13 protein-coding genes are annotated in these 13,146 nt (G+C 61.9%); 5 read left to right on the top strand and 8 right to left on the bottom strand.

What is annotated here, in order from left to right; genetic code table 11:
* Positions 1–54 precede the first annotated feature (54 nt).
* The 3 genes from ASD95_RS14900 to ASD95_RS14890 all read left to right on the top strand — a co-directional run bounded on the left by ASD95_RS14900 (position 55) and on the right by ASD95_RS14890 (position 3,374).
* Positions 55–948 (top strand): LysR family transcriptional regulator, encoded by an 894-nt coding sequence (locus ASD95_RS14900; RefSeq protein WP_056724594.1) that lies wholly within the window; start codon positions 55–57, stop codon positions 946–948.
* Positions 949–1,112: 164 nt separating this feature from the next.
* On the top strand, positions 1,113–2,219 hold the full coding sequence (locus ASD95_RS14895) for an enoyl-CoA hydratase/isomerase family protein (RefSeq protein WP_056724591.1): 1,107 nt from the start codon (positions 1,113–1,115) through the stop codon (positions 2,217–2,219).
* 3 nt (positions 2,220–2,222) lie between these two features.
* Positions 2,223–3,374 carry an acyl-CoA dehydrogenase family protein gene (locus tag ASD95_RS14890; RefSeq protein ID WP_056724589.1) on the top strand — a complete coding sequence of 384 codons (1,152 nt, stop codon included), beginning with the start codon at positions 2,223–2,225 and terminating at the stop codon, positions 3,372–3,374.
* Between the two features lie 92 nt (positions 3,375–3,466).
* Here ASD95_RS14890 and ASD95_RS14885 read toward each other — a convergent pair whose 3' ends face one another.
* The 6 genes from ASD95_RS14885 to ASD95_RS14860 form a co-directional block, all read right to left on the bottom strand.
* On the bottom strand, positions 3,467–4,240 hold the full coding sequence (locus tag ASD95_RS14885; RefSeq protein ID WP_056724587.1) for an enoyl-CoA hydratase: 774 nt from the start codon (positions 4,238–4,240) through the stop codon (positions 3,467–3,469).
* Positions 4,241–4,254: 14 nt separating this feature from the next.
* The gene (locus ASD95_RS14880; RefSeq protein ID WP_056724585.1) at positions 4,255–5,382 is read right to left on the bottom strand and encodes an acyl-CoA dehydrogenase; all 1,128 of its coding nucleotides are present in this window, start codon (positions 5,380–5,382) and stop codon (positions 4,255–4,257) included.
* A gap of 131 nt (positions 5,383–5,513) precedes the next feature.
* On the bottom strand, positions 5,514–6,707 hold the full coding sequence (locus ASD95_RS14875; RefSeq protein WP_056724584.1) for an acetyl-CoA C-acyltransferase: 1,194 nt from the start codon (positions 6,705–6,707) through the stop codon (positions 5,514–5,516).
* Positions 6,708–6,719: 12 nt separating this feature from the next.
* A complete protein-coding gene (locus ASD95_RS14870; RefSeq protein WP_056724582.1) occupies positions 6,720–7,481 on the bottom strand; it encodes an SDR family NAD(P)-dependent oxidoreductase in 762 nt (253 codons plus the stop codon).
* Positions 7,482–7,497: 16 nt separating this feature from the next.
* Positions 7,498–9,162 (bottom strand): AMP-binding protein, encoded by a 1,665-nt coding sequence (locus tag ASD95_RS14865; protein WP_056724579.1) that lies wholly within the window; start codon positions 9,160–9,162, stop codon positions 7,498–7,500.
* 137 nt (positions 9,163–9,299) lie between these two features.
* Positions 9,300–10,223 (bottom strand): carbon-nitrogen hydrolase family protein, encoded by a 924-nt coding sequence (locus ASD95_RS14860; protein ID WP_056724578.1) that lies wholly within the window; start codon positions 10,221–10,223, stop codon positions 9,300–9,302.
* Positions 10,224–10,307: 84 nt separating this feature from the next.
* Here ASD95_RS14860 and ASD95_RS14855 point away from each other — a divergent pair, with 84 nt between their 5' ends.
* On the top strand, positions 10,308–11,216 hold the full coding sequence (locus ASD95_RS14855) for a LysR family transcriptional regulator (protein WP_056725102.1): 909 nt from the start codon (positions 10,308–10,310) through the stop codon (positions 11,214–11,216).
* A 9-nt stretch (positions 11,217–11,225) separates the two neighbouring features.
* Here the strand turns inward: ASD95_RS14855 and ASD95_RS14850 are convergent, their stop codons facing one another.
* Entirely contained in the window at positions 11,226–11,480 is a 255-nt protein-coding gene (locus ASD95_RS14850) for a hypothetical protein (protein ID WP_007970091.1), read from the bottom strand.
* 164 nt (positions 11,481–11,644) lie between these two features.
* Here ASD95_RS14850 and ASD95_RS14845 point away from each other — a divergent pair, with 164 nt between their 5' ends.
* Entirely contained in the window at positions 11,645–11,962 is a 318-nt protein-coding gene (locus ASD95_RS14845) for a DUF883 family protein (protein WP_056724576.1), read from the top strand.
* A gap of 69 nt (positions 11,963–12,031) precedes the next feature.
* On the opposite strand, the gene ASD95_RS14840 is transcribed toward ASD95_RS14845, so the two are convergent.
* Entirely contained in the window at positions 12,032–13,072 is a 1,041-nt protein-coding gene (locus ASD95_RS14840) for an Ldh family oxidoreductase (protein WP_056724574.1), read from the bottom strand.
* Positions 13,073–13,146 lie beyond the last annotated feature (74 nt).

Genomic DNA, 13,146 nt, shown 5'->3' with positions numbered 1-13,146 from the left:
ACATTGGTAAAATATCAAGTTAATTAACCTGACTTTATGACGGAGTAATGTTTGATGCTCGGCCAACTCCATGATCTGGATCTGCAATTGTTGCGTCTGTTTGTCAGCGTGGTGGAGTGCGGCGGCTTCAGCGCCGCCCAGGGCGAGTTGGGGTTGAGCCAGTCGAGCATCAGCCAGCAAATGGCCAAACTGGAAACCCGCCTGGGCTATCGGCTATGCAGTCGCGGCAAGGGCGGGTTCAGGGTCACGCCCAAGGGTGAACAGCTGCTCAACGCCACCCGTGGATTGTTCCAGTCCATCGAAACCTTCCGTCATCAATCCAACGGCGTGGCCGGGCGCTTGATCGGCGAAGTGCGCTTGGGCCTGTCCGAAGCCCTGGATCAATCGGTGCTGCAACGGGTGGCCGAGGCGATCCGGCGCTTCCGTGAGCGGGACGAGTCCGTGCGCATCGAACTGATCAGCGCCATGCCTGGTGAAATGGAGCGTTTGCTGCTGCAACAGCGGCTGGACCTGGCCATCGGCTATTTCTCGCAAGTGCAAAGCGCGTTTGACTACCGCCAGTTGTTCATTGAAACCCAGCATCTGTATTGCGCCCCCGGCCATCCGCTGTTCACCAACCCGGCCCCAAATGATCAGGATCTGCAGGCCTGCGACCGGGTCGATCACCCCTACCGTTTCCTGCGCAGCGACGAACCCTTCCAGGGCAAGTTGTGTTCGGCGCGCTCGGAACAAGTCGAAGGCACCCTCGCCTTCATCCTTTCCGGCAAGCATGTCGGTTACTTGCCCAGCCACTTCGCCCGTGGCTGGGAGGACAAGGGTTTGCTCAGGGCCGTGCGCCGAAGCGACATGAGTTTCGATGTCGCGTTTCATCTGGCCCGGCACCGCGCGCAGGTGGCCGGCGAGGCGCAGAAGGCGTTCGAAGAGGATCTGCTCGCAGCGTTTGCCTGAAATCGCCTTGGTCTACGCTGTAACAATACCGGACACAAACATGCAAAAATGCACAGACAACCTGCACTTATCCGGGTTGTACAAGGCAAATTTGCGCTGATACGATCCGCCATCGCTCGCGCGCGAGCATCTCGATAAAGAACAATAAAAGCAGGGAGTTAGTGATGACTGCTCAGGTTTTTTCTCCCGGGACCCAGTCCATGGATGCCATGCAAAACGAAGTGCTGGCCGAGGTTCGCAACCACATTGGTCACCTGACCCTCAACCGCCCCGCCGGCCTCAATGCCCTCACCCTGGACATGGTGCGCAATCTGCACCGCCAGCTCGACGCCTGGGCCCAGGATCCGCACGTCCATGCCGTGGTCTTGCGCGGTGCCGGGGAAAAAGCCTTCTGCGCCGGCGGCGACATTCGCTCGCTGCATGACAGTTTCAAAAGCGGCGACACCCTGCACGAAGATTTCTTCGTCGAGGAATACGCCCTCGACCTCGCGATCCACCACTACCGCAAACCGGTGCTGGCCCTGATGGACGGTTTTGTCCTCGGCGGCGGCATGGGCCTGGTGCAAGGCGCAGACCTGCGCGTGGTCACCGAGAAAAGCCGCCTGGCCATGCCGGAAGTCGGCATCGGCTACTTCCCGGACGTCGGCGGCAGTTACTTCCTGCCACGCATCCCCGGTGAACTGGGGATTTACCTCGGCGTCAGCGGCGTACAGATTCGCGCCGCCGATGCGCTGTATTGCGGGCTGGCCGACTGGTACCTCGAAAGCGACAAGCTGGGCACGCTGGACGAAAAACTCGATCAGCTCGAATGGCACGACACGCCGCTCAAGGACCTGCAAGGCCTGCTGGCGAGATACGCCGTGCAGCAACTGCCCGATGCACCATTGGCGGCTTTGCGCCCGGCCATCGACCACTTCTTCGCCCAAGCCGACGTGCCGAGTATTGTGGAGCAACTGCGTCAGGTAACGGTCGCCGACAGCCATGAGTGGGCCGTCACCACCGCCAACCTGCTGGAAACCCGCTCGCCGCTGGCCATGGCCGTGACCCTGGAAATGCTCCGTCGCGGACGCGAGCTGCCGCTGGAACAATGTTTTGCCCTGGAGCTGCACCTGGACCGCCAGTGGTTCGAGCGCGGCGACCTGATCGAAGGCGTGCGCGCCTTGCTGATCGACAAAGACAAGACACCGCACTGGAACCCGCCCACCCTCCAGGCGCTGGACGCCGAACACGTGGCGAGCTTCTTCAGCGAGTTTGACCAGAGCGAGAGCTGAACCATGCACGATATCGAATTGAGCGAAGAGCAAGTCATGATCCGCGACATGGCCCGGGATTTTGCCCGCGGCGAAATCGCACCCCATGCCCAGGCCTGGGAAAAGGCCGGCTGGATCGATGACGGTCTGGTGGCGAAGATGGGCGAACTGGGCCTGCTGGGCATGGTGGTCCCCGAAGAATGGGGTGGCACCTATGTCGACTACGTGGCCTACGCACTGGCGGTGGAAGAGATTTCCGCCGGCGACGGTGCTACCGGCGCCTTCATGAGCATCCACAACTCCGTGGGCTGCGGGCCGGTGATGAACTACGGCAGCGAAGAACAGAAACAGACCTGGCTGGCGGACCTTGCCAGCGGGAAGGTCATCGGCTGCTTTTGCCTGACCGAACCCCAGGCCGGTTCCGAGGCGCACAACCTGCGCACCCGCGCTGAACTGCGCGACGGCCAGTGGGTGATCAACGGCGCCAAGCAGTTCGTCAGCAACGGCAAACGCGCCAAGCTGGCGATTGTGTTTGCCGTGACCGATCCGGACCTGGGCAAACGTGGCATCTCGGCGTTCCTGGTACCGACTGACACTGCCGGTTTTATCGTTGATCGCACTGAACACAAGATGGGCATCCGGGCGTCCGACACCTGCGCGGTGACCCTGAACAACTGCACCATCCCCGAAGCCAATCTGCTGGGCGAACGCGGCAAGGGCCTGGCCATCGCCTTGTCCAACCTCGAAGGCGGCCGCATCGGCATCGCCGCCCAGGCGCTGGGCATCGCCCGCGCGGCGTTCGAAGCGGCACTGGCTTATTCCCGTGATCGTGTGCAGTTTGGCAAGACGATCAACGAGCACCAGAGCATCGCCAATTTGCTGGCCGACATGCACATGCAGTTGAACGCCGCTCGACTGCTGATCCTGCACGCCGCACGCCTGCGCACGGCCGGCAAACCCTGCCTGTCGGAGGCATCACAAGCCAAGCTGTTTGCCTCGGAAATGGCGGAAAAGGTCTGCTCGTCCGCCATTCAGATTCATGGCGGCTATGGCTATCTGGAAGACTATCCGGTGGAGAAGTACTACCGGGATGCGCGGATTACGCAGATCTACGAAGGGTCGAGCGAGATTCAGCGGATGGTGATTGCCCGCGAACTGAAAAACTACCTGGTGTAAAAGCAAAAGATCGCAGCCTTCGGCAGCTCCTACAGAGTTTTGCATACACCTGTAGGAGCTGCCGAAGGCTGCGATCTTTTGATGCAACCCTATTACTTGCCTTGGAACTCAGCCTCACGCTTGGCAATAAACGCCGCCATCCCTTCCTTCTGATCCTGCGTCGCAAACGCCGCATGGAACACCCGGCGCTCAAAGCGCACGCCTTCGGCCAGGCTCACTTCAAAGGCACGGTTGACACTTTCCTTGACCATCATCGCAATCGGCAACGACTTTTTGGCGATCAGCGCCGCGACTTTCAGCGCTTCGTCCAGCAGCTCATCACTCGGCACGATCCGCGCCACAATCCCGCAACGCTCCGCTTCCACGGCATCGATCAGACGACCGCTCAGGCACATTTCCATGGCCTTGGCCTTGCCCACCGCACGGGTCAGGCGCTGGGTGCCGCCCATGCCCGGCAACACACCGAGGTTGATTTCCGGCTGACCGAACCGGGCGTTGTCGCCGGCCAGAATGAAGTCGCACATCAATGCCAGCTCACAGCCGCCGCCCAAAGCAAAACCGTTGACCGCCGCGATGATCGGCTTGCGGCGGTTGGCCACGCGATCGCTGTCGCTGAACAGGTCGTCGATGTAGATCTGCGGATAGGTCAGCTCGGCCATTTCCTTGATGTCGGCACCGGCGGCGAAGGCTTTTTTTGAACCGGTCAGGACGATGCAGCCGATGTTCGAGTCCGCCTCGAAGCCATCGAGGGCCTGGTTCAGTTCGCTGACGATCTGCGCGTTCAACGCGTTCAGCGCCTGTGGACGGTTGAGGGTGATCAGGCCAACGCGGCCGTGGGTTTCCAGCAAAATCGTTTCGTAGTTCACAGATTCTCTCCTTCTTATAAATTGCGCGAAATGACCATGCGCTGAATATCGCTGGTGCCTTCGTAGATCTGGCAGACCCGCACGTCGCGGTAGATCCGCTCCAGCGGGAAATCGTTGAGGTAACCGTAACCGCCCAGGGTTTGCAGCGCCGAGGAGCATACCTTCTCGGCCATTTCCGAGGCGAACAGTTTGGCCATCGACGCTTCGACCAGGGCCGGTTTGCCGCTGTCGCGCAGGGCGGCGGCGTAGTGAACCATTTGCCGCGCCACGGCGATCTGGGTCGCCATGTCCGCCAGGCGAAAGGCCACGGCCTGGTGCTCGATGATCGGCTTGCCGAAGCTCTGGCGCTCACGGGCGTAGTCGCGCGCCGCTTCGAAGGCGGCACGGGCCATGCCCACCGATTGCGAAGCGATGCCGACGCGACCGCCTTCAAGGTTGGCCAGGGCAATCCTGTAGCCTTCGCCCTCCTCGCCCAAACGGTTGGCCACCGGCACCTTCACGTCTTCGAAGAGGATCTGGCAGGTGTCGGACGCATGCTGGCCGAGCTTGTCTTCGACCCGCGCAACGGTGTAGCCCGGCGAATCGGTCGGCACGATAAAAGCGCTGATGCCGCGTTTGCCCGCGCTCGGATCGGTCACCGCAAACACGATCACCACCCCGGCATTCTGCCCGGAGGTGATGAACTGCTTGCAGCCGTTGAGCACATAGTGATCGCCTTCCAGGCGCGCACGGGTTTTCAGGCCGCTGGCGTCGGAACCGGCCTGGGGTTCGGTCAGGGCGAAAGCGCCGAGCATCGCACCGCTGGCCAGCGGTTTGAGGAAGCGTTCTTTCTGCTCATCGGTGCCGTAGTTGAGGATCGGCACACAGCCCACGGAGTTGTGCACGCTCATGATGGTCGAACAGGCACCATCGCCGGCGGCGATTTCTTCCAGCGCCATGGCGTAGGCCAGGTAACCGGTATCGCATCCGCCCCACTGCTCCGGCACCAGCATGCCGAAGAAGCCCAGCCCGGCCATCTCGCCGATGGCTTCCTTGGGAAAGCGATGCTCACGGTCCCACTCGGCGGCGAACGGTTTGAGCCGTTCCTGGGCAAAATCCCGGGCCATGTCGCGGATTTGTTGTTGGTCGTCATTGGGGATCATGCCAAGTCCTTAAAAATAAATTGCCCCCTGTAGGAGCTGGCGAAGCCTGCGATCTTTTGATTTTTGGCAGTCTTGAAATCGCTAAAAAATCAAGGTCAAAAGATCGCAGCCTGCGGCAGCTCCTACAGGTCTTAATACAGGCATTCCACGGCCATGGCCGTCGCTTCACCGCCGCCGATACAAATCGCCGCAACGCCGCGTTTCAGGCCTTTCTGGCGCAGGGCCGAAAGCAGGGTCACCAGAATCCGCGCACCGGAAGCCCCGATCGGGTGACCGAGGGCGCAAGCGCCGCCGTGCACATTGAGCTTCTCGTGGGGGATCTCCAGATGAGTCATCGCGGCCATGCCGACCACGGCGAAGGCTTCGTTGACTTCCACCAGATCGACGTCATTGAGCGACCAGCCGGTTTTCTTCATCAATTTCTTGATTGCACCGATTGGCGCCACCGGGAACAGGCCCGGGGTGTCGGCGAACGCAGCGTGGCCATGAATCACCGCCAGCGGCTTCAGGCCTTGCTTCTGTGCCTGGGACTGGCGCATCAGCACCAATGCCGCCGCACCGTCGGAGATCGAACTGGAGTTGGCCGCCGTCACTGTACCGCCTTCGCGGAACGCCGGTTTCAACGAAGCGATCTTGTCCAGCCGGGCTTTTGGCGGCTGCTCGTCATTGCTGATCACCACCTGCTCTTTGCCGACCATCACCGTCAGCGGGACGATTTCATCCTTGAAGCTGCCGTCCTTGATCGCCTGCTGCGCGCGGGTGGTCGAGGCAATGGCGAAGGCGTCCTGGGCTTCACGGCTGAAGCTGTTGGTTTCGGCGCACTCTTCGGCGAAAGTTCCCATCAGGCGGCCTTTGTCGTAGGCGTCTTCGAGGCCGTCGAGGAACATCGAGTCCTGCACCCGGCCATGGCCCATGCGGTAGCCGGCACGGGCGCGGTCCAGCAGGTAAGGCGCGTTGGACATGCTTTCCATGCCACCGGCGACCACCACATCGGCACTGCCCGCCACCAGCATGTCATGGGCCAGGATCGCCGCTTCCATGCCGGAACCGCACATCTTGTTCAGGGTGGTGCAGCGAGTCGATTTATCCAGCCCCGCACCCAGCGCCGCCTGACGCGCAGGGGCCTGGCCAAGGCCGGCCGGCAGTACGCAACCGAACAACACCTCGTCGACGGCATCACTGGCAACACCGGCACGTTCGACGGCGGCCTTGATGGCGGCCGCACCGAGTTGCGGCGCGGTCAGGCTTTTCAGCTCGCCCTGGAAACCGCCCATCGGGGTGCGGACGGCGCTGACGATAACAATTGGATCGTTGGACATTGTCATGACAAATCCTCCTTACTTGGCGGCCATGCGCAAGGCTCCGTCGAGACGGATCACCTCGCCATTGAGCATGCTGTTTTCAATAATATGCTTGACCAGCCCGGCATACTCGCCCGGTTTGCCCAAGCGCGGCGGGAATGGCACGCCAGCGGCCAGGGAATCACGGACTTCCTGGGTCATGCCGGCCATCATCGGCGTCTCGAAAATGCCGGGGGCGATCGTCATGACACGGATGCCGAAACGCGCCAGTTCACGGGCCGCCGGCAAGGTCAGGCTGACAATCGCACCCTTGGACGCCGAGTAGGCCGCCTGGCCGATCTGGCCGTCGTAAGCAGCCGCAGACGCGGTGTTGATGATCACGCCGCGCTCGCCGTCGGCATCCGCTTCGGTCTCGGCAATCGCCGCTGCCGCAAGGCGCAGCATGTTGAAGCTGCCGATCAGGTTGACGTTGATCACCTGGCTGAAACTGGACAGCGCATGCGGGCCGTTTTTGCCGAGGATCTTCTCCCCGCGCACGATACCGGCACAGTTGACCAGGCCGTTGAGGCCACCGAAGGCTTTGACCGTGGCTTGAACCGCTGCTTCGGCCGCCGCTTCGTTGCTGATGTCGGCGACAACACTCTGCGCACCAAGGCGCTGGGCCTGGGCCGCAACGGCTTCGGCGTTCATGTCCACCAGCATCACTTTCGCGCCAGCGGCGACCAGCACCTCGGCCGTCGCTGCACCGAGGCCGGAAGCGCCACCGGTAACGATAAAAATCTTGTTCTCGATCTGCATCATTGTTTCCCTGGATTCAAGCTGGAAGGTTCTTCGCCGCAGCCTCTTGAGCCTTGGCGATTTCCTGGTTGCGCAAGATAAAGCGCTGCAATTTGCCGCTTGGGGTTTTCGGCAATTCGCTGACAAATTCGATTTCGCGGGGGTACGAGTGCGCCGCCAGACGCTTGCGCACGTGCTGGCGCAGCTCTTCGGCCAGCTCGGGGGCGGCGCGGTATTGCGCGCTGAGCACGACGAACGCCTTGACCAGTTCGGTGCGCTCCGGATCGGGCTTGCCGACCACGGCGGCCTCGACCACGGCCGGGTGTTCGATCAGCGCACTTTCCACGTCGAACGGGCCAACCCGGTAGCCGGAGGTGGTGATCACGTCATCACTGCGACCGACGAAGCTGATGCTGCCGTCCGGGTTCCACTCGACGGTGTCGCCACTCAGGTAATAGTTGCCGACAAAGGCCTTGGTCGGCCCGCCTTCGTAGCCGGCGAACCAGCACATCGGCGATTGGCTGCGGTCGATCGCCAGGATGCCCGGCTGCCCGATACCCAGCTCCTTGTACTGGTCGTCCAGTACCACGATGCGGTGGCCCGGCGAGGCAAAACCGGCGGCGCCCATGTGAATCGGGTGCTCAAGGCCGTGGTGGTTGCACAGCACCATGCCCAGTTCGGTCTGGCCGTAGTGGTCGTGGATGACCACGTCGAGGTTGTCGGCGAACCAGCGGATCACTTCCGGGTTCAGCGGCTCGCCGGCGCTGCTGACGATACGCAGCTTGCCCTTGATCGACTTGGCGAATTCATCGCCGCCGGCAATCAGCAAGCGATAGGCCGTCGGCGAGCCCGTGAGGTTGCTGATCCCGTACTTGTTGATGACCCGGCAGGTGCTTTCGAGGGTGAACGGGCCATCGTAAAAGGTGATCGGATGGCCCATGGACATCGGCCCCGTGACACCGAAATAAATGCCGTAGGCCCAACCCGGGTCGGCGACGTTCCAGAAGGCGTCTTCCGGGCGCAGATCCACCGCGTCGCGGGTGTAGCTCTGGAATGCAACGATGGCCTTGAGCGGCACCGACAACGCTTTCGACGGGCCGGTGGTGCCCGAGGTGAACATCAGCAGGAACGGATCTTCGCCGGTCAGCAGCACCGGTTCACAGTCGGCGGAGTAGTTGGCCAGTTCGGCCCAGAAACTGAAATCGCCATGCACCAGGCCCTGCCCTTTGGCACCGGTGACGGTCACGATGGTCGGGCAATCGGCGACTTCGGCGAGTTTCGGCCGGTTCACTGCATCGGTCACCACCACTTTGGCGCCAGAGCAGCCCAGGCGGTGCTCGATGGCCTTGGGGCCGAATGCGGTAAACAGCGGTTGATACACCGCACCAATGCGCCAGGTGGCGAACACGGTGATCAACAGTTCGATATTGCGCGGCAACAGGCCGGCGACCTTGTCGCCTTTCTTCACGCCCTGGGCCAGCAGGTAGTTGGCGAAACGCGCGGCCTTGTCCTGCAAGTCGGTGAAGGTGTACGTCGCACCGGTGCCGTCGCGTCCTTCCCAGAACAGCGCGATGCGACCCGGCAAGGCATGCCGGTCACAGCATTCGACACAGGCGTTGAGGGCCGTCAGATCGCCCGCGAGCGCGGCATCGACGGTGTGCTGATAATTGAACTGAGAAGTAGCAGACAAGTAATCGCGCATTGCCAGAATCCCACTGTGTTTTTTATTAGGTTGGGGGGAACCGTAATCAACAGGGAAATACTCGCTCTGCGCGGGTTACCGGGCAATGGTCAAAGTTATCAAGTTGTCTGACTGCTTTGGCCAAAGCCCGCAGGTCATCAGGAAGTGAAGCGCACCCCGGGTTTGGCCCGCTCGTCCACGGTCAGCTCGAACACATCCGGCCGGGCGTAGTGGCCGACCACGTCGTAGTCGTAGCGGGCGCGTACCAGGTCGTCGGTGTCGATCTGTGCGGTGAGTAGCCCGGCACTGTCGCGCAACGGTCCGGCAAGAATGTCGCCCATGGGGCCTACGATTACACTGCCACCGGCAATCAACGGCCGATCCGCCGGCCAGTTGGCGATATCCAGGCCCAAGGCCTGGGGCGATGCCTGGATCTGGCAGGCGCTGACCACGAAGCAGCGCCCTTCATGGGCAATGTGGCGCATGCTGACCTGCCACATATCCCGCTCGTCCACGGTGGGCGCGCACCACACCTCCACACCCTTGGCGTACATCGCCGTGCGCAGCAGCGGCATCATGTTTTCCCAACACACCAGCGCCCCCACGCGCCCGACCTGGCTGTCGATCACCGGCAAGGTCGAGCCATCGCCCTTGCCCCAGATCAGCCGCTCGGTGCCGGTGGGCATCAGCTTGCGGTGTTTGGCCACCAGCCCGGCCTGCGGATCGAAGTACAGCGCGGTGCAGTACAAGGTGCTGCCGGCGCGCTCGATCACGCCGATCACCAGATTGGCTGCGGTGCGTGCGGACAGCGCCGCCAGCGCCTCGGTTTCCACGCCGGGTACATCAATGGCATTGGCAAAATAGCGGGCAAAGGCTTCGCGCCCTTGCGGCAGGCGATAGCCCAATTGCGTACCAAAGCCCTCGCCCTTGGGATAACCGCCCAGCAGCGCTTCCGGCATCACCACCAACCCGGCGCCGGATTCGATGATTGCGTTTTCATAGGACAGGATCTGTTCCAGGGTTTCAGCCTTGCCGCCGGGCAAGGCGCCGATCTGCAGCGCCGCAACGATTGATTTGGGCATCTTGGAAACTCCATTCGCATCAGGTGTTGCTCATTCTCCGGCGCCAGGCAATCATCAATAAAGACCGATTCAATGCTGAATGATATGAACCAAATGAATATCACCGACGTCGACCTCAACCTGCTCAAAGTCTTCGAGGCGCTGCACGAAGAGTCCAGCGCCAGCCGTGCCGCCTTGCGCCTGGGCGTGACGCAATCGGCCGTCAGCGCGGCCTTGCGTCGCTTGCGCGAGCTGTATGGCGATCAGCTATTCGTACGCACCGGACGCGGCCTGGCCCCCTCGCTCAAGGCCAATCAGCTCAAACCGGTGGTCAGCGATGCCCTGAACAAATGCCGGCAGAGCCTGGCGATGGTCGACCCGGCTGCGCAACAGTACGAAGGTCGTTCGGTCACCGTGGGAATGTCGGATGATTTCGAGATTGCCTACGGCCGGCGGCTGATCGAAGAGATCGCCCGTAGTGCACCGAAACTGCGGCTGATTTTCCGCCAGACCCACAGCCAGATCGTCGCCCAGGCGTTGATGGAGCGCAGCATTGACCTGGCGATTAGCGCGGGCGGGTTTGCCGAGCGGCTGCTCAGCCGTCAGGTGCTGGGGGAAGGTGGTTATCTGTGCCTGGCGGACCCGTCGAGCCTGGTCGAGGGTCAGCAGAGCATCGGTCTTGAGGAGTTTGTGGCACGCGAACACATTCTGGTGTCGTCCGGCGGTTTTATCGGGATTACCGACGAGGGTTTGGCGGCGCTGGGGCTCAGTCGACGGGTGTGCGCCTCGACCACGCATTTTGCCGCGTTGCCCCATTTGCTCAAAGGCAGCCGGGCGGTGGCGACCATTCCGGCCCATGCCGCCCAAAGCATCGCTACGCTCTGCGGGCTGGCGCTGCTGCCCTGCCCCCTGGCCTTGCCGCGCTACCCGATCGAACTGGGCTGGCGGACCAGCACCCAGCTCGACCCGGTGCTATTGAAAGTGCGCGAGGCGATCGTCGCGAGCTTCGCCTGACGACCGATGTTATTTGTTGGCCGCCATCAGGCGATTGACTTCACTGCGCACCATGTTGGCGTATTCCGGTGGCGACATGCCATCCAACTCGGCGCGCACCCATTCGGCCCACTTGCCTTTGCGCTTGGCCCGTTCGCCGAACAACCGCGCGGCCTCACCCTTGGCCTTGCCCAGGTTGTTTTGCCAGAGTTCGAACAGACGGGATTTCTCGTCTTCAAGCGCAGCGCGCTCGGCGAGGGGTTTGTCGGCCAGATTGAAGCTCATGGGAATTTCCTGCTGCGTAAAATAGGCGACATCTTACACTGTAGGACGAAAGGTCCTGCGCCGGTTTTTCAGCAAGATGACCTCCCCGGGCAAAATAGCTGCAACTTTTCCGACGACGGCAGACTCCATTGTTCACTGTCCACTTACCTGCAAGGAGTACTTCAATGGCCCGCAAAACCGCCGCGCAAGCCGCCGAAGATCAAATCAAGGATCAAGCCTTCAGCGAACTTCAAACGCTGATCGAAGAATCGGAAAAACTGCTGAAAAGCAGCGCCTCGCTGGTCGGGGAAGAAGCGGAGACCCTTCGTGGACAGATCGCCCTGAAACTCCAGCAGGCCAGGGATTCGGTGAGCAGCGTGCGCGAGCGCACCCTGCCCGCGGTCGAGGCCACTGAAACCTATATCGGCGGGCATCCATGGCAAACCGTGGCGATTTCCGCCGGGTTTGGTTTGGTGGTGGGATTGTTGTTGGGGCGTCGATAAACACTGGCAAACACTGAACCCTGTGGGAGCGGGCTTGCTCCCACAGGGGGTTGCGGCGTATCTAAAGGATCACTCCCCCGCCAATTCCCGAAGATTCGCCAGCGTCCGGGCATCCAGTTCAATGCCATTGACCTGCGACTTCGCGCGCTGATGATGACGCCGATCCCCCGGCAAACGCTTCAGGCCGACCCCGTGCATTTGCCGCACCAGTTCCTGGCTGCGCTCGGCAAAACTCTGCCCCGCCGCTTTGCCCGGATCGATCACGATAAGCAATTGGCCAGTCCAGGGTGTCTTGGCGCCAGGGTGGTTCTTCCAGTCGAACTCGAAGGAAAAATTGCCGCCGGTCAGTGCCGCCGCGAGCAACTCAACCATCATCGACAACGCCGAGCCCTTGTGCCCGCCGAAAGGCAGCAACGCACCGCCGTCGAGAATCGCCTTCGGGTCCGTGGTCGGCTGGCCGAGGCTGTCCACGCCCATCCCTTCCGGCAAGCGTTCACCCTCGCGGGCGGCAATTTGTACATCGCCATGGGCAATGGCACTGGTGGCCAGGTCGAAGACAATCGGCGAGTCATCGGCCCGTGGCGCAGCGAAGGCAATCGGGTTGGTGCCGAACAACGGCCGGTCGGCACCGTGGGGCACCACGCAGGTCATGCTGTTGACCACGCTCAATGCCACCAGGCCTTCATCCGCGAAGGGTTCGACATCCGGCCACAAGGCCGCGAAATGGTGTGAGTTACGGATCGCCAGCGCCGCGATGCCGGCACTTCGGGCCTTTTGCACCAGTAGTTCGCGTGCCGCCGCCAGGGCCGGTTGCGCAAAACCGTTATTGGCGTCGACCCGCACAAAACCTGAGGCCACATCTTCGACCACCGGAACCGCCTGGCCATTGACCCAGCCGCTTTGCAGCGTCGAAACATAACCTGGAATCCGGAATACCCCGTGACTGTGCGCGCCGTCGCGTTCGGCCCCGGCGCAGTTTTGCGCCAGCACCCGGGCAACGTCGGCCGAGGTGCCGTGACGCAAAAAAATCTTCTCCAGCAAAGCGCTCAGCGCATCGAATGAAAGGTGGGACGGGACAGCGGTAGAGGCGTGATCGTGTGGCGCAGACATCTGAAGCTCCAGACTGATTATTGGAGGGAACAACAGCGTACAAAGACCCGCCGATTAACAACGCGCGGCGAGCG

It is taken from the genome of Pseudomonas sp. Root71 (assembly GCF_001429045.1).
Taxonomy (GTDB): Bacteria; Pseudomonadota; Gammaproteobacteria; order Pseudomonadales; family Pseudomonadaceae; genus Aquipseudomonas; species Aquipseudomonas monachiensis.
Note: the sequence above shows the minus strand (reverse complement) of the source record. Positions and strands in the feature narration are given on the sequence as shown.